Source organism: Pseudomonas sp. MN1F, assembly GCF_009391885.1.
In the GTDB taxonomy this organism is placed as follows: Bacteria; Pseudomonadota; Gammaproteobacteria; order Pseudomonadales; family Pseudomonadaceae; genus Aquipseudomonas.
In genome coordinates, this window is sequence record NZ_VZII01000007.1 from 255,280 (window position 1) to 271,073 (window position 15,794).

Sequence of the window (15,794 nt, forward strand, 5' to 3'; positions counted from 1 at the left end):
TATGCCAGAAATGGCGAGGGATTGCTGTGAACAAGTGTAAGGGGGCTGAAAAGACTGGGGCCGCTTTCGCGGCCCCGGTCTGGCATCACTGCGCTGCAGTTTCCTGCACCACGCGGATCACCCGCTGCGGGAACGGAATGTCGATCCCTTCGGCCTTCAACCGGTCACGGGCATGCTCGTTGAGCATGAACATCACGTCCCAGTAATCGGAGGTCTTGGTCCACAGGCGCAGCGACACGGTGATCGAGCTGTCGCCCAGGGTCGAGACGACCGCCTGCGGAGCAGGGTCCGCCAGCACGCGCGGGTCCTGCGCCAGCTCCAGCAGCACCTGGCGGGCCTTCTGCAGGTCGGCCTCATAGTCCACGCCCACATCGAACACCACCTTGCGCGTCGGCTGGCGGTTGGTATTGGTAATGATGCCGTTGGACAGGGCACCGTTGGGCATGATCACCGTCTTGTTGTCACCGGTACGCAGCACGGTGTGGAAGATCTGGATGCTGTCGACGGTACCCGACACACCCTGCGCTTCGATCCAGTCACCGATGCGGAACGGGCGGAACATCAGGATCAGCACACCACCCGCGAAGTTCGCCAGGCTGCCCTGCAAGGCCAGGCCGATGGCCAGGCCGGCGGCACCGATGGCGGCGACGAACGAAGTGGTCTCGATGCCGATCATCGACGCCACGCTGACGAACAGCAGCACTTTCAGCACGATGTTCGACAAGGTGCTGATGAAGCCTTGCAGCGCCAGGTCGGCGTTACGCAGCCCAACCAGTTTGCCCAGGCGGGCGCTGACCTTGTTGATGATCCACCAGCCGACAGCCAGGGTCAGCAGTGCCAGCAGAAAGCGGCTGCCGTATTCCATGATCAAGGGGACCCAGGTCTGCGATTGGCGGACCAGCTGATCGACTTCAGCGTTCAAATCCATGTATTCATCTCCTGATGCCGAGCGGCACGTACACAGTAAAGCGGGCCGCGGGTCTGACAGCGGCCATGGCCCCCATGGACATCATTACGCCATCGAGGTTCCGCACAACCCTGCGATCAGTCGCGGAAGTTGTTGAACTGGATCGGCATGTCGAATTCCTTGGTGCGCAGCAGGGCAATGGCTTCCTGCAGGTCGTCGCGCTTCTTGCCGGTGACCCGCACCTGCTCGCCCTGGATGGCGGCCTGGACCTTGAGCTTGCCGTCCTTGATGGTGGCGACGATCTTCTTGGCCAGGTCCTTGTCGATGCCTTCGCGGAACTTGGCTTCCTGTTTCTTTTCCTTGCCCGAGGCGTACGGGTCCTTGGTTTCCAGGCACTTGACGTCGATCTTGCGCTTGACCAGCGCCAGGCGCAGGATTTCCATCATGGCTTCGAGCTGGAACTCTTCCTCGGCGGTCAGCACCACGGTCTGCTCCTTGTCCTTGAACTCGAAGCTGCCCTTGCCCTTGAGGTCATAGCGGCGATCAAGGTCCTTGATGGCGTTGTCGACCGCGTTCTGCACTTCGTGCTTGTCCAGTTCCGATACCACGTCGAACGAAGGCATGGGTAATCTCCATAAAATAAACGCGCGCTCAGTCTGAACATGGAGCGCGTCGGTGTTAGCGGGTTAAAATGCGGGCTCATTATAACGGGTTGCGAAACGCAGATGAGCAGCACCTGGCATATTCTCGGCGCCGGTAGCCTCGGCAGCCTCTGGGCCTGCCGCCTGGCACGCGCTGGCAAGGCAGTCCGCCTGATCCTGCGTGATGCGCAGCGCCTGCAGGCCTACCAGCAGGCCGGCGGCCTGACCCTGCTCGAACAGGAGCAAACCCGGCTCTACGCCATCCCGGCCGAAACGGCCGAGTCCGGCGGGCCGATCCATCGCCTGCTGGTGGCCTGCAAGGCCTACGATGCCGCCCCCGCCATCGCCCGCCTGGCACCGCGCCTGGCGGAGGGCGCGGAAATCGTGCTGCTGCAGAACGGCCTGGGCAGCCAGGACGAAGTCGCCGACCAGGTCCCCCTCGCCCGCTGCATCTTCGCCTCCAGCACCGAAGGCGCATTCCGTGAGGACGACTGGCGGGTGCGCTTCGCCGGGCATGGCTTCAACTGGCTGGGGGACCCGGCCAACCCCACTGTCCCCGAATGGTTCGATGACCTGAATGACGCCGGCATCCCGGGCGAATGGACTGTCGATATCCTTACCCGCCTGTGGCGCAAGCTGGCGCTCAACTGCGCCATCAACCCGCTGACCGTGCTGCACGATTGCCAGAACGGCGGTTTGCTCGGGCATCTCGACGAGGTCGAGGTATTGAGCACGGAACTGGCCGAACTGCTGCGCCGTTGCGGCCAGCCCGAAGCGGCGACCGATCTGGACGAGGAAGTGCAACGGGTGATCCTGGCCACCGCAGCCAACTACTCTTCCATGTACCAGGACGTGCGCGCTGGCCGGCGTACCGAGGTGCACTACCTGCTGGGCCACGCCTGCCGGGCAGCCGAGCGCCACGGCATGGTGCTGCCACGGCTGGAACACCTGCACCAGCGCCTGGTCGATAACCTGCGAGCGCGTGGTTTACCCAGCGCCTGACGTCAACCCAATACGGACATTGCCTTGCCCATGAGCCTGCGCCAACGCCTGGAAAACCTCCCGGTCGGGCAGAAACTGCTGGCAGCCCTGCTGGTGCTGCTGGTGACCATCCTGCTGGTCGCCAACCTGACCTTCATCAGCGCCGCCTACTGGATCACCCAGGAGAGCATGGCGCCGCAGGCATTGCAGACCATCGGCAAGCTGGTGGCCAACCCGCAACTGTCGGCCCGTGCCGGCGACTCGGCCGAGACTGCCACGGCACTGCTCAAGGAGCTGGACAGCTACACCCCGCTACGCGCCGCCGCCATCTACGGCGGCGACGGCAGCATGCTGGCCCAGTTGCAGCACGGCGAACCACTGGCCCTGCCCAAGCGCTACCGCAACATCGACGGCTGGCGCCTCATGGAGTTTCGCAGCACCCAGCTGATCCGCATCCCGCGTGACGCCAGCCCACCGGCGCACCTGCTGCTGGTGGCCAGCAGTGAACTGCCCACGGCGTTCTACACCGGCACGCTCAGTGCCAGCCTGGCGATCCTGGTATTCAGCATCCTGCTGTGGATGATCATCGCCCGACAGATCAAGCGCCTGATCACCCAGCCGATCAACCAGCTCGAAGAACTCAGCCGCCAGGTCACCCGCGAAGAAAGCTATGCCTTGCGCGCCACCCGTGGCAACGACGACGAGATCGGCAGCCTGGCCGAAGCCTTCAACACCATGCTTTCGCGTATCGAGGCCCGCGAGCAGCAGCTCAAGCGCACTCGCGACGAATTCCAGACGGCCTACGACCAGGCACAGGGCCTGGCCGAGGAAACCCGTCACACCAATCGCAAGCTGGAGCTGGAAGTCCAGGTGCGCAGCAAGATCGAGAAGAAGCTCACCGGTTTTCAGAATTACCTCAACAGCATCATCGACTCCATGCCCTCGGCGCTGATCGCCCTCGATGAGCAGCTTTACGTCACCCAATGGAACCACGAAGCCACGGTGCTCTCCGGCACGCCGCTGGACGAAGCGCTGAACCAGCCGATATTCATCGCCTTCGAACCGCTCAAGCCGTTCCTGCCGCAACTCAAGGAAAGCGTCGAAAAGCACCGGGTGGCGAAGATCGAGCGGGTCACCTGGCCCAAGGGCGACGACCTGCGCCATTACGCCCTGACCTTCTACCCGCTGATGGGCGGCGGCGGCCGCGGCGTGGTCATCCGTATCGACGACATCACCCAGCGCCTGTCGCTGGAAGAAATGATGGTGCAGTCCGAGAAGATGCTCTCGGTCGGCGGCCTCGCAGCCGGCATGGCCCACGAAATCAACAACCCACTGGGCGCGATCCTGCACAACGTGCAGAACATCCGCCGGCGCCTGTCGCCGGATCTGCCGCGCAACCAGGAGCAGGCGAGCGAACTGGGCATCGACCTGGCCAGCGTCAACCGCTACCTGGACAACCGCGAAGTGCCGCAACTGCTCGACGGCATCCAGCAGGCCGGCGCACGCGCCGCCAAGATCGTCACCCACATGCTCAGCTTCAGCCGCCGCAGCAACCGCCTGCTGGTACCTTGCGAACTGCCGGCGTTGATCGACCAGGCCGTGGAAATTGCCAGCAACGACTTCGACCTGACCATCGGCTTCGACTTCAAGGGCCAAGCCATCGTCCGCCAGTTCGACCCCAACCTCGGCCCGGTGCCCTGTACCGCCAACGAGCTGGAGCAGGTGCTGTTGAACCTGCTGAAGAACGCCGCCCAGGCCATCCACCAGCGGCCACAGCCCAGCGAGCCAGGGCGCATCATCCTGCGCACCAAACTCAACCCGCCGTGGGCCGAGATCCAGGTCGAGGACAACGGTGTGGGCATGCCCGAAACCGTGCGCAAACGCACCTTCGAGCCGTTCTTCACCACCAAGGAAATTGGCCAGGGTACCGGGCTCGGGCTGTCGGTTTCGTACTTCATCATCACCAACAACCACAAGGGGCAGATGGAGGTGCAGTCCACGCCCGGCCAGGGCACCTGCTTCACCCTGCGCCTGCCCCTCGGCCAGCCGCCAGCGGCCGCGCCGACCCACACGGAGGCATGACATGGGCTATCGCCTGTCGAAGATCTACACCCGCACTGGCGACAATGGCGAAACCGGCCTGGGCGACGGGCGACGGGTGCCCAAGGACCATCCACGGGTCGAAGCGATCGGTGAGGTGGACAGCCTCAACAGCCAGCTCGGGGTGCTGCTGGCCGGCCTGGATGACCACAAGCTGGATGAGGTGAGCAACGTTCTGGCGCCTTGCCAGCATCGCTTGTTCGACCTTGGCGGCGAGTTGGCGATGCCCAGCTATCAGGCCTTGAACCAGGCCGAGGTGGAGCGCCTGGAGGCGGCGATCGATGTATGGAACGAGGAACTGGGGCCGCTGCAGAACTTCATTCTGCCCAGTGGTTCGGCACTGGTGGCGCAGGCCCATGTGTGCCGTAGCCTGGCGCGCAGTGCCGAGCGGCGGTGTCAGCAGTTGAATGCGCTGGAGCCGTTGGCGGGGGTTGGGTTGGCTTATATCAACCGGCTGTCCGATCTGCTGTTTGTGGCAGCGCGGATCATCGGGCGGCGGCAGGGGGTTGCGGAGGTTTTGTGGCAGCCTGCGCAACAGCCTAAGGGCTGATAGCGCCGGGGCCGCAAAGCGGCCCCGGATACTCAGGCCTCAGGCCAGAACGCTCGAATCCCAGCAACACCTTGGGCCCCGGCTTCCCAGGCCTTCTCCCGCTCACCCGGCCCAACCCCACCCAGCAGGTAAACCGGCTGGTTGAAGCCGGTAATCAGCCGCTGCGCCTCATCCCACCCCAACGGCACCGCCTCGGGATGGGTCTGGGTCGCCTGCACCGGCGACAGGGTGATGAAATCCACCCCCATCTGCTCGGCCAGCGCCAGCTCTTCGGCACTGTGGCACGACGCCGCAAGCCAGCGCTCAGTGGGGAACGGGCGGCCTTTGGCTGCGTATTTGCGCAGCTGCGCGGCGGTCAGGTGCCAGCCGGCCGACGGGAAGTCGCCCAGCCACTCCAGCGGCCCCTTGAGCATCAGCTGCGCCTTGCCGGCGCACAGGCCGACCGCGTCCACCGCCACATCGCGATACTTGGGGTCGTACATGTCCGGGGCGCGCAGCTGGATCAGGCGAATACCGTTGGCCACGGCCTTCTGGATACCCTTGAGCAGCTGCGGCACTTCCAGGCCATCCGGCGTGATCAGGTACTGATCCGGCAAGCGCGCAGCCGCGACGATCGGCTTGTTGGCTTCAGGGAATTGGTACTGTGCCAGCTCCCGGGGTGCGACCCAGGCCAGCGGCTGGCCTTCGGCGCCATGGGGCTCACCGGTGAACGCATCGACCTCGCGGACATCCAGCAGCACCTGTTTGTCCGGGTAGTCGTGGCTGACCTTGATCAGTGGCCGCGAACGGGTCACTTCGATGCCCAGCTCTTCGCGCAGTTCGCGGGCCAAGGCCGCTTCGACGCCTTCGCCCTCTTCCACCTTGCCGCCCGGGAATTCCCACAGGCCACCCTGATGCTGGGTATCGGCGCGGCGCGCAATCAGAATGCGCCCGTCATTGCCGCGAATCACCGCGGCGACTACATGAATACGTTTCAACCTGCACGCTCCGCCAGGCCAGCTTGCTGCCAGGCCTTGAAGGCCGGCCACTGGTAAAGGGTTTCGATATAGCTGGCAGCCTTGGCGGGCACTTCCACGCGGTAGGTCCGCAGGCGCACCGCCACCGGGGCGAAGAAGGCATCGGCCAGGGCGACGCACAGCGACCAGGAGGAATACAGCTTGTCGCCGATGATCTGGTGATAGCTCATGGTTCGGCTCCATGTCTTTGGGGAATTTGGGGCTGCTTTGCAGCCCCTTTACATCAGGTACGGTATTCGGCGTTGATCTTCACGTATTCGTGGGACAGGTCGGTGGTCCAGATGGTTTCGCTGCACTGGCCACGGCCAAGCTCGATACGGATGGTGATCTCTTCCTGGGCCATCACTGCCGAACCCTGCGCTTCGGTGTAGCTCGGGCTACGGCCGCCTTGGCTGGCGATGCATACGCTGTCCAGGTAAACGTCGATCAGGCTGACATCCAGCTCCGGCACACCGGCACGGCCCACGGCAGCCAGGATACGGCCCCAGTTCGGGTCGGAAGCGAACAGCGCGGTCTTGATCAGTGGCGAGTGGGCCACGGCGTAACCGACATCCAGGCATTCCTGATGATTACCACCACCGTTGACCTGCACGGTAACGAACTTGGTGGCACCTTCGCCGTCACGGACGATGGCCTGGGCCACTTCCATGCACACTTCGAATACGGCCTTCTTCAGTGCTTCGAACAGCGCGCCGCTGGCCTCGGTGACTTCCGGCAGGTTGGCCTTGCCGGTGGCGATCAGCATGCAGCAGTCGTTGGTCGAGGTGTCGCCGTCGATGGTGATGCGGTTGAACGACTTGTTGGCGCCGTCGAGGATCAGGTCCTTGAGCACGGCCGGGGCGACCTTGGCGTCGGTGGCGATGTAGCCGAGCATGGTGGCCATGTTCGGGCGAATCATGCCGGCGCCTTTGCTGATACCGGTGACGGTGACGGTGACGCCATCGTGCTGGAACTGGCGGCTGGCACCTTTTGGCAGGGTGTCGGTGGTCATGATGCCGGTGGCGGCTTCAGCCCAGTGGTTTTCCGACAGGTTGTCCAGGGCGGCCTGCAGCGCGCCTTCGATCTTCTCGACCGGCAGTGGCTCACCGATCACACCGGTGGAGAACGGCAGCACCGACTCGGCCGGCACGCCGGTCAGTTCGGCCAGCTTGGCGCAGGTACGTTCGGCAGCGGCCAGGCCTGGCGCGCCGGTACCGGCGTTGGCATTGCCGGTGTTGGTCAGCAGGTAGCGCACGGTGCCCTGCACGCGCTGCTTGGACAGGATCACCGGAGCTGCACAGAAGGCGTTGAGGGTGAACACGCCAGCCACGCTGGAGCCTTCGGCGCAGCGCATGACCACCACATCCTTGCGCCCAGGACGCTTGATGCCGGCAGAAGCAATACCGAGTTCAAAACCCGGAACCGGGTGCAGGGTGGGCAAAGGACCAAGACCAACAGCCATTAGAGCGCTCCTAGAAAAAACGGTGAATATGGAAAAAGGGGGCCGCAATGCGGCCCCCAGGGTTGTCACGATACAACAATCAGCTCAGGTCACTCGATCTGACCATGGCAATGCTTGAATTTCTTGCCCGAACCACACCAGCACGGCTCGTTGCGGCCCAGCTTCAGGTCGTTGCGCACCGGGGCAGCGGCCACGGCCACTTCGGCACCCTCCTCGCTCAGTTGCTCGCTTTCGAGGCCCGGCGCAGCGGCGTGCTGGAACTGCATGCGGCTGGCCAGCTCCTCGGCTTCGCGGCGCAGACGGGCTTCTTCTTCGGCCGGGTCTTCGCGGCGTACCTGAACGTGCGACAGCACGCGGATGGTGTCGCGCTTGATCGACTCGAGCAGCTCCTGGAACAGCGAGAACGACTCGCGCTTGTATTCCTGCTTCGGGTTCTTCTGTGCATAACCACGCAGGTGGATACCGTGACGCAGGTGGTCCATGGTCGACAGGTGGTCTTTCCACAGGTCGTCCAGCACGCGCAGCAGGATCTGCTTCTCGAAGGTACGCAGGGCTTCGATACCGGCCTGGTCTTCCTTCTCGGTGTATGCGGTGGTGATCTCGTTCAGCAGCTTCTCGCGCAGGGTCTCCTCGTAGAGGTGATCGTCCTCGTCCAGCCACTGCTGGATCGGCAGCTTCATGGCGAAGTCGCTGGCCAGCGAAGCTTCGAGGCCGGCCACGTCCCACTGCTCTGGCAGCGACTGCGGCGGGATGTGCTGGCTGATGGTGGCGTCCAGCACTTCCTGGCGGAACTCGACGATGGTGTCGCCAATGTTCTCGGCCGCCAGCAGGCTGTTGCGCATGTGGTAGATCACCTTGCGCTGTTCGTTGGCCACGTCATCGTATTCGAGCAGCTGTTTGCGGATGTCGAAGTTGCGGCCTTCGACCTTGCGCTGGGCTTTCTCGATGGCGTTGGTGACCATGCGATGCTCAATGGCCTCGCCGGACTGCATGCCCAGTGCCTTCATGAAGTTCTTCACCCGATCAGAGGCGAAGATGCGCATCAGGCTGTCTTCCAGCGACAGGTAGAAGCGGCTCGAACCTGGGTCGCCCTGACGGCCGGAACGGCCACGCAGCTGGTTGTCGATACGGCGCGATTCGTGGCGCTCGGAGGCGATCACGTGCAGGCCACCGGCTTGAATCACCTGCTGGTGACGCTTCTGCCAGTCGGCCTTGATCTGGGCGATCTGCTCAGGGGTCGGGCTTTCCAGGGCAGCCACTTCGGCCTCCCAGTTACCGCCCAGCAGGATGTCGGTACCACGGCCGGCCATGTTGGTGGCAATGGTCAGCGCACCCGGGGCACCGGCCTGCGCGATGATTTCGGCTTCCTTCTCGTGGTACTTGGCGTTCAGTACCTTATGGTCGATACCTTCCTTCTTCAGCAGGTTCGACATGTGCTCCGAGGTTTCGATGGTGGCGGTACCCACCAGGATCGGGCGGCCCTGGGTCATGCTCTCTTTGATGTCGGCGATGATCGCGGCGTATTTCTCGTCGGCGGTCAGGTACACCAGGTCGTTGAAGTCTTTACGCGCGAGCGGCTTGTTCGGCGGAATGACCATCACGTTGAGGGCGTAGATCGACTGGAACTCGAACGCTTCGGTGTCGGCGGTACCGGTCATGCCGGACAGCTTGGTGTACAGGCGGAAGTAGTTCTGGAAGGTGGTCGAAGCCAGGGTCTGGCTTTCGGCCTGGATGTTCAGGTTTTCTTTCGCCTCGATGGCCTGGTGCAGGCCTTCGGACAGGCGACGGCCGGGCATGGTACGGCCGGTGTGCTCGTCGATCAGCAGGACCTGACCGTCCTGGACGATGTATTCGATGTTGCGGTGGAACAGCTTGTGCGCACGCAGACCAGCGTAGACGTGGGTCAGCAGGCCCAGGTTATGCGCCGAGTACAGGCTCTCGCCTTCGGCCAGCAAGCCTGCCTGGGTGAGCATCTCTTCGATGAACTGGTGACCGGCTTCGTTGAGCTCGACCTGGCGGCTCTTCTCGTCGATGGTGAAGTGGCCTTCCTGGGTGACCTGGCCTTCGACTTCTTCGATGTGCTGGGTCAGGCGCGGAATCAGGCGGTTGATCTCGATGTACAGCTTGGAGCTGTCTTCGGCCTGGCCGGAGATGATCAGCGGGGTGCGCGCTTCGTCGATGAGGATCGAGTCGACTTCGTCGATCACGGCGAAGTTCAGTTCACGCTGGAACTTCTCTTCCTGGCTGAACGCCATGTTGTCGCGCAGGTAGTCGAAACCGAATTCGTTGTTGGTGCCGTAGGTGATGTCGGCGGCGTAGGCGGCGCGCTTTTCTTCAGGCGGCTGGAAGGCCGAGACGATGCCTACGGACAGGCCGAGGAATTCGTACAGCGGGCGCATCCAGTTGGCGTCACGGCGGGCCAGGTAGTCGTTCACCGTGACCACGTGTACGCCTTTGCCAGACAGGGCATTGAGGTAAACGGCCAGGGTACCGACCAAGGTCTTGCCTTCACCGGTACGCATTTCTGCGATCATGCCCTCGTGCAGGGTCATGCCGCCGATCAGCTGCACGTCGAAGTGGCGCATGCCCATCACGCGCTTGCCGGCCTCACGGGCCACGGCAAAGGCTTCGGGCAGCAGTTGGTCCAATGTCTCGCCTTTGGCCAGGCGCTCCTTGAACTCTGCGGTCTTGCCCCGCAGTTGCTCATCGGAGAGGGCCACCATCTTCTCTTCGAAGGCATTGACGATAGCTACCGTCTTGAGCATGCGTTTGACTTCACGCTCGTTCTTGCTTCCAAAAAGTTTCTTTAACAAAGGCGCAAACATATCGGCAGGATCTTCCACACGTAGGGATGGAGGGCGGCCCCATGAGTCGCCCGTGCAGCCCTTAGGCCGCATGCGAACGAGCATTCTACCCGGAAACGATGGTGAGGAAAGTGGTCGATTGCCACGATGCTGGCACAGCGCTTAGGCGGGGGCTTTTCTAAGATAGGGGCATTTTCCCCGAGTTCAACCCGCAGGTTGATGAAACGTAGCGAGAATGACTCGTATCCGTTCCCGCGAAGGGGTGGTGTGGCCTGCAGAGGTGTTAGACTGGCAACCTTGTCACCCTCATTCAAACCGCCATGGCCTTCAAACCCTCCCCTGCACAGCCGCCCGCTACCCTGCTGCGCCAGAACCGCCCGCTGCGCCTGCTGCTGAACCAGGCCGAGCGCCTGGCGCACCTGCAGCGCCTGCTGGAAAGCCAGCTGCAGCCGGCTGCCCGTGAGCATTGCCATGTGGCCTCGTGGCGTGATGGCACGTTGTTGCTGGTGGTTACCGACGGCCACTGGGCTACTCGCCTGCGCTACCAGCAGAAGCGTCTGCAGCGCCAGCTGCAGGCCCTGGAAGCCTTTGGCAACCTGCAGCGTATTCTCTACAAGGTGCAGCCACCGCTGGTGCCAGCCAAGCGTGGCGGTAACACGACGGCGCTGTCGAACGATGCCGCCGACAGTATCCGCGATTCCGCCGAAGGCATCGCCGATCCGAAACTGCGTGCCGCCCTCGAACGGCTGGCGGCTCATGCGAAGGGTAAAGGCTAGGGGCGCTTGCCTCGAGTTTTGTGCTGGCGCTCGATCTCACAGGCGCTGAAAAGCTCATGCCAGGCACCCTCGCCCCCACGACGTCCGTCATCCAGAAATAAAAAAGGCCACCCGAAGGTGGCCTTAATCACACTAGAGAGAGTGTTCGAACTTACACGGCCGCAACAGGGCGCATGTACGAGATCGGTGCCGTACTGGCATCTTCGAAAGTGACCACTTCCCAAGCATCGGTTTCAGCAATGAGCTTGCGCAGCAGCTGGTTGTTCAGCGCGTGGCCGGACTTGTAGCCCTTGAACTCGCCGATCAGGCTGTTGCCCAGCAGGTAAAGGTCACCAATGGCGTCGAGGATCTTGTGCTTGACGAATTCGTCATCGGAACGAAGGCCGTCTTCGTTGAGCACACCAGTCTCGTCGACCACGATGGCGTTCTCGACACTGCCACCCAACGCAAGGTTGTGCTTGCGCAGGTACTCGATGTCACGCATGAAGCCGAAAGTACGGGCGCGGCTGACTTCCTTCACGAACGAGGTGCTGGAGAAGTCGACGACCGCACTCTGGGTCTGGCCCTTGAGGACCGGGTGATCGAAGTCGATCTCGAAGCTCACCTTGAACCCGTCGAATGGCAGGAAGGTGGCGCTCTTGTCGCCCTCCGTCACTGTCACTTCGCGCAGGATGCGGATGAACTTCTTGGCTGCGTCCTGCTCTTCCAGGCCGGCAGACTGAATCAGGAATACGAAGGGACCGGCGCTGCCATCCATGATCGGCACTTCCGAGGCGGAGAGCTCGACGTAGGCGTTATCGATGCCCAGGCCCGCCATGGCGGAGAGCAGGTGCTCGACCGTATCGACCTTGACGTCACCGTTGACCAGCGTGGTGGACATGGTGGTCTCACCGACGTTGGCCGCACGCGCCGGGATCTCGACCACAGGGTCAAGGTCGGCGCGACGGAAGACGATGCCGGTGTCGACAGGCGCAGGCTTGAGGGTCAGGTAGACCTTCTCCCCGGAGTGCAGGCCGACGCCCGTGGCACGGATGGTATTCTTCAGGGTGCGTTGTCTAATCATGGCATTGGCCGCTTCAGCGCAAATAATGCGAACAGGTATCAACAAAGGCTGGGGATGATAACAGACCCGGCCTTTGCTGAACACCAATCACCCTTATACCCCTGATAAATTCCATCAATCGGCCTGACGACGCAGGAAGGCTGGGATATCGAGGTAGTCCAGGTCATCCTGTGGGTTGAGTTTAGCTGCCGCAGCGGCACCTGCGTGGGCCTGGTTGCGCATTACGGTCGGGCGCTCCAGGTCACGGTAGTTGACGGCTGGCTGCTCCTGGCGCACCGGCGCCGGGTTGGAAGCCTCGTACACCTGCTGAGCGGTCTGCAGGGTGTTGTCGACTACCTTGACCGGTTTTTCGATGCGCGCGCCCAGACCAGTGGCGACCACGGTCACATGCAGCTCGTCGCGCATGTCAGGGTCGATCACGGTGCCGACCTTGACCATGGCGTGGTCGGAGGCGAAGGCTTCGATGATGCTACCCACATCGGAGTATTCACCCAGCGACAGGTCAGGACCTGCGGTGATGTTCACCAGGATGCCGCGGGCGCCCTGCAGGTTGACGTCTTCGAGCAGCGGGTTGCGGATTGCCGCCTCGGTGGCTTCGCGAGCACGGTTCGGGCCACTGGCGCAGCCGGTACCCATCATCGCCATGCCCATTTCACCCATGACGGTGCGCACGTCGGCGAAGTCGACGTTGATCATGCCCGGGCGCTTGATGATGTCGGAGATACCGCGAACGGCACCGGCCAGGACATCGTCAGCCTTGGCAAAGGCGGACAGCAGGCTGGCATCCTTGCCCAGGATGGTCAGCAGCTTCTCGTTGGGGATGGTGATGAGCGAGTCGACGCTCTCAGCCAGCATGCGGATGCCTTCGTCGGCGATCTGCATGCGCTTGCGGCCTTCGAACGGGAATGGACGGGTCACCACTGCAACGGTGAGGATGCCCATTTCCTTGGCCACTTCGGCGATGATCGGCGCCGCGCCGGTACCGGTACCGCCGCCCATGCCGGTGGTGATGAACACCATGTTGGTGCCCTGCAGCACCTCGGCGATGCGCTCACGGTCCTCCAGAGCCGCCTGACGGCCGACTTCCGGATTGGCACCGGCACCCAAACCCTTGGTCACGCCGGTACCCAGTTGCAGGATGGTGCGTGCGCCGATGTTTTTCAGCGCCTGGGCATCGGTGTTGGCGCAGATGAACTCGACGCCTTCGATGCTGCTCTTCACCATGTGGTTGACGGCGTTGCCGCCGCCACCGCCAACACCGATCACTTTGATGACCGGACTTTGCGGGACGTTGTCTACGAGCTCGAACATTTTCCCTCTCCTTACAGTTCTCTAGTTGTCGCGCCTACCACTACTGCTTTGAAACTTAGAAGTTGCCCTGGACCCACCGCTTGAAGCGTTCAAGCACTGGGGCCTTCGGTTCATCGCCATAGCTGTTGCTGCTGCTGTTGCTGTTACCGGTCAGGACCATGTCCTCGGACTGCTTGAGCAGGCCGTAGGTGAGCAAGCCCACGCCGGTGGAATAGATCGGGTTGCGCACCACGTCGCTCAGCCCCCGAACGCTGTGCGGTACGCCCAGGCGTACCGGCATGTGGAAGATTTCCTCGGCCAGTTCCACGGCACCTTCCATCTTCGCAGTGCCGCCGGTGAGGACGATGCCGGCTGGCACCAGGTCCTCGTAGCCGCTGCGGCGCAGTTCGGCCTGGATCAGGGTGAAGAGCTCGTCGTAACGTGGCTCCACCACCTCGGCCAGGGCCTGGCGCGACAGCTCGCGCGGTGGGCGGTCGCCCACGCTCGGCACCTTGATGGTCTCGCCGGCACCGGCCAGTTTGGCCAGGGCGCAGGCGTAGCGGATCTTGATTTCCTCGGCGTACTGGGTTGGCGTACGCAGGGCCATGGCGATGTCGTTGGTCACCTGGTCGCCGGCAATCGGGATGACCGCGGTGTGACGGATCGCGCCCTCGGTGAAGATGGCGATGTCAGTGGTGCCACCCCCGATGTCCACCAGGCACACACCCAGCTCTTTCTCGTCATCGGTCAGCACCGAGTAGGCCGAGGCCAGCTGCTCGAGGATGATGTCGTCGATTTCCAGGCCGCAGCGGCGTACGCACTTCTCGATGTTCTGCGCCGCGTTGACCGCGCAGGTGACCACGTGAACCTTGGCCTCCAGACGCACACCAGACATGCCCAGCGGCTCGCGCACGCCTTCCTGGTTGTCGATCACGTAGTCCTGCGGCAGGGTGTGCAGCACGCGTTGGTCAGCCGGAATGGCCACGGCCTGGGCGGCATCGAGCACGCGTTCGAGGTCGGCAACACTGACCTCACGATCGCGGATGGCGACGATGCCGTGGGAGTTCAGGCTGCGGATGTGGTTGCCGGCCACGCCGACGAACGCCGAGTGGATACGGCAGCCGGCCATCAGCTGGGCTTCTTCCACCGCGCGCTGGATCGACTGCACAGTCGATTCGATGTTCACCACCACGCCCTTCTTCAGGCCGCGGGACGGATGGGTGCCGATGCCCACGATCTCGAGGGTGCCGTCTTCGCCCACTTCACCCACCAGCGCCACCACCTTGGAGGTGCCGATGTCCAGCCCGACGATCATTTTGCCGCTATGCGCGTTTGCCATGGTCCTGCCTCTCTCTAATTCTTCGCAACGGCGGGTTTGGCCGTCGTCGGTGCGTTCGGTTCCCGCCAACCAACGGCAAGTCCGTTGGAGTAACGCAGATCAATGCGGGCGATATTGGTGATCTGCTCTTTGAGTGTCTTGTCGTAAATGGCAATGAAACGGCGCATCTTCTCCACCAGGTGGTCGCGCCCCAACAGCAGCTCGATGCCCGGCCCGGCACTGCTCGCACCGGTGGTCAGGAACCAGCTGCCCCGCTCGCGCAGCTCCAGGCGAGCGATGGAAAAGCCCAGGGGGCGCAGCATCTGGCTCAATACCTGATATTGCTGCATGACTTGTTGCTGAGCGCGCTGCGGCCCGGCCAGCTGCGGCAGGTGCTCGTAGTTGGCCAGTTCGCGCGGGGTGAAGGCCTGGCCCTGGTTGTTCAGCAGGGCTTCGTCACCCCAGCGTGCCACCGGCAGCTGTTCTTCCAGGCGAATCACCACTTCGTCGGGCCACACCCGGCGTACTTCGGCGTGGGCGATCCATGGCATCTGCTCGAGCTCGGCGCGCATCGCCGTGAGGTCGACGCTGAAGAAGCTCGCCGCCACATACGGCGCAATGCGCTGCTGCACCGACTGCTGGCTGATGTAGCTGAGGTCACCCTGCACGTCGATCTTGGTGATCGGCCGGTCGGCATAGGGCATCAGGCGGATGGCGCCCTCATAGGCACCAAAGCCCGCAGCCACCAGCACGATCGGCCACAGCAGGCGTTTCAGGCCGCCCAGGCTGGGCCGCGGCAGGCGCGCCGATACGGGCTCGTCGGCCACCAGTCGGCTGGCACCACGCGGCACCGGCTTGCTACGGCCGGTAACGGGTTGCTGCTGACGTATCATTGCGCCTTGCATGA

General features: G+C 63.2%; 13 protein-coding genes and 1 pseudogene. 4 read left to right on the forward strand and 10 right to left on the reverse strand.

From position 1 onward, the window contains the following. Positions 1 to 85 precede the first annotated feature (85 nt). Together F6X59_RS04065 and F6X59_RS04070 are read right to left on the reverse strand one after the other, a co-directional pair. Positions 86 to 928, reverse strand: a complete 843-nt coding sequence (locus F6X59_RS04065; RefSeq protein WP_152954758.1) for a mechanosensitive ion channel family protein — start codon at positions 926 to 928, stop codon at positions 86 to 88. Positions 929 to 1,044: 116 nt separating this feature from the next. Further along, entirely contained in the window at positions 1,045 to 1,530 is a 486-nt protein-coding gene (locus tag F6X59_RS04070; protein ID WP_152954761.1) for a YajQ family cyclic di-GMP-binding protein, read from the reverse strand. Positions 1,531 to 1,632: 102 nt separating this feature from the next. Here F6X59_RS04070 and F6X59_RS04075 point away from each other — a divergent pair, with 102 nt between their 5' ends. The 3 genes from F6X59_RS04075 to F6X59_RS04085 are packed head-to-tail and all read left to right on the forward strand — an operon-like array spanning position 1,633 to position 5,179. Then, complete coding sequence (locus F6X59_RS04075; RefSeq protein WP_152954763.1) at positions 1,633 to 2,550, forward strand: putative 2-dehydropantoate 2-reductase; 918 nt, start codon at positions 1,633 to 1,635, stop codon at positions 2,548 to 2,550. 30 nt (positions 2,551 to 2,580) lie between these two features. Next, on the forward strand, positions 2,581 to 4,611 hold the full coding sequence (locus F6X59_RS04080; RefSeq protein ID WP_152954765.1) for an ATP-binding protein: 2,031 nt from the start codon (positions 2,581 to 2,583) through the stop codon (positions 4,609 to 4,611). Between the two features lies 1 nt (position 4,612). Continuing rightward, entirely contained in the window at positions 4,613 to 5,179 is a 567-nt protein-coding gene (locus F6X59_RS04085; RefSeq protein WP_152954767.1) for a cob(I)yrinic acid a,c-diamide adenosyltransferase, read from the forward strand. Between the two features lie 32 nt (positions 5,180 to 5,211). Here the strand turns inward: F6X59_RS04085 and F6X59_RS04090 are convergent, their stop codons facing one another. From F6X59_RS04090 to secA, 4 genes and pseudogenes are all read right to left on the reverse strand, one after another. Then, entirely contained in the window at positions 5,212 to 6,156 is a 945-nt protein-coding gene (locus F6X59_RS04090) for a Nudix family hydrolase (RefSeq protein ID WP_152954769.1), read from the reverse strand. Continuing rightward, positions 6,153 to 6,341 (reverse strand): annotated as a pseudogene (locus tag F6X59_RS04095) (glutathione S-transferase); the annotation flags it as partial. The pseudogene F6X59_RS04095 and the gene F6X59_RS04090, both read right to left, overlap by 4 nt. A gap of 77 nt (positions 6,342 to 6,418) precedes the next feature. Next, on the reverse strand, positions 6,419 to 7,636 hold the full coding sequence (gene argJ, locus F6X59_RS04100) for a bifunctional glutamate N-acetyltransferase/amino-acid acetyltransferase ArgJ (protein WP_152954770.1): 1,218 nt from the start codon (positions 7,634 to 7,636) through the stop codon (positions 6,419 to 6,421). An 89-nt stretch (positions 7,637 to 7,725) separates the two neighbouring features. Then, positions 7,726 to 10,461 carry a preprotein translocase subunit SecA gene (gene secA, locus F6X59_RS04105; protein WP_152954772.1) on the reverse strand — a complete coding sequence of 912 codons (2,736 nt, stop codon included), beginning with the start codon at positions 10,459 to 10,461 and terminating at the stop codon, positions 7,726 to 7,728. Between the two features lie 299 nt (positions 10,462 to 10,760). Here secA and F6X59_RS04110 point away from each other — a divergent pair, with 299 nt between their 5' ends. Then, positions 10,761 to 11,216 (forward strand): DUF721 domain-containing protein, encoded by a 456-nt coding sequence (locus F6X59_RS04110; RefSeq protein WP_152954774.1) that lies wholly within the window; start codon positions 10,761 to 10,763, stop codon positions 11,214 to 11,216. Between the two features lie 151 nt (positions 11,217 to 11,367). Here F6X59_RS04110 and lpxC read toward each other — a convergent pair whose 3' ends face one another. The 4 genes from lpxC to F6X59_RS04130 form a co-directional block, all read right to left on the reverse strand. Then, complete coding sequence (lpxC, locus tag F6X59_RS04115) at positions 11,368 to 12,279, reverse strand: UDP-3-O-acyl-N-acetylglucosamine deacetylase (RefSeq protein ID WP_152954776.1); 912 nt, start codon at positions 12,277 to 12,279, stop codon at positions 11,368 to 11,370. A 114-nt stretch (positions 12,280 to 12,393) separates the two neighbouring features. Continuing rightward, complete coding sequence (ftsZ, locus tag F6X59_RS04120) at positions 12,394 to 13,590, reverse strand: cell division protein FtsZ (RefSeq protein WP_003260772.1); 1,197 nt, start codon at positions 13,588 to 13,590, stop codon at positions 12,394 to 12,396. Positions 13,591 to 13,645: 55 nt separating this feature from the next. Then, the gene (ftsA, locus tag F6X59_RS04125; RefSeq protein WP_027594020.1) at positions 13,646 to 14,908 is read right to left on the reverse strand and encodes a cell division protein FtsA; all 1,263 of its coding nucleotides are present in this window, start codon (positions 14,906 to 14,908) and stop codon (positions 13,646 to 13,648) included. Between the two features lie 14 nt (positions 14,909 to 14,922). Beyond that, positions 14,923 to 15,792, reverse strand: a complete 870-nt coding sequence (locus tag F6X59_RS04130) for a cell division protein FtsQ/DivIB (protein WP_152954778.1) — start codon at positions 15,790 to 15,792, stop codon at positions 14,923 to 14,925. Positions 15,793 to 15,794 lie beyond the last annotated feature (2 nt).

What these genes read in the sequence shown, in the direction of transcription:
- F6X59_RS04065 (WP_152954758.1), bottom strand. Translation starts at nt 928, where the DNA reads ATGGATTTGAACGCTGAAGTCGATCAGCTGGTCCGCCAATCGCAGACC.
- F6X59_RS04070 (WP_152954761.1), bottom strand. Translation starts at nt 1,530, where the DNA reads ATGCCTTCGTTCGACGTGGTATCGGAACTGGACAAGCACGAAGTGCAG.
- F6X59_RS04075 (WP_152954763.1), top strand. Translation starts at nt 1,633, where the DNA reads ATGAGCAGCACCTGGCATATTCTCGGCGCCGGTAGCCTCGGCAGCCTC.
- F6X59_RS04080 (WP_152954765.1), top strand. Translation starts at nt 2,581, where the DNA reads ATGAGCCTGCGCCAACGCCTGGAAAACCTCCCGGTCGGGCAGAAACTG.
- F6X59_RS04085 (WP_152954767.1), top strand. Translation starts at nt 4,613, where the DNA reads ATGGGCTATCGCCTGTCGAAGATCTACACCCGCACTGGCGACAATGGC.
- argJ (WP_152954770.1), bottom strand. Translation starts at nt 7,636, where the DNA reads ATGGCTGTTGGTCTTGGTCCTTTGCCCACCCTGCACCCGGTTCCGGGT.
- secA (WP_152954772.1), bottom strand. Translation starts at nt 10,461, where the DNA reads ATGTTTGCGCCTTTGTTAAAGAAACTTTTTGGAAGCAAGAACGAGCGT.
- F6X59_RS04110 (WP_152954774.1), top strand. Translation starts at nt 10,761, where the DNA reads ATGGCCTTCAAACCCTCCCCTGCACAGCCGCCCGCTACCCTGCTGCGC.
- lpxC (WP_152954776.1), bottom strand. Translation starts at nt 12,279, where the DNA reads ATGATTAGACAACGCACCCTGAAGAATACCATCCGTGCCACGGGCGTC.
- ftsZ (WP_003260772.1), bottom strand. Translation starts at nt 13,590, where the DNA reads ATGTTCGAGCTCGTAGACAACGTCCCGCAAAGTCCGGTCATCAAAGTG.
- ftsA (WP_027594020.1), bottom strand. Translation starts at nt 14,908, where the DNA reads ATGGCAAACGCGCATAGCGGCAAAATGATCGTCGGGCTGGACATCGGC.
- F6X59_RS04130 (WP_152954778.1), bottom strand. Translation starts at nt 15,792, where the DNA reads ATGCAAGGCGCAATGATACGTCAGCAGCAACCCGTTACCGGCCGTAGC.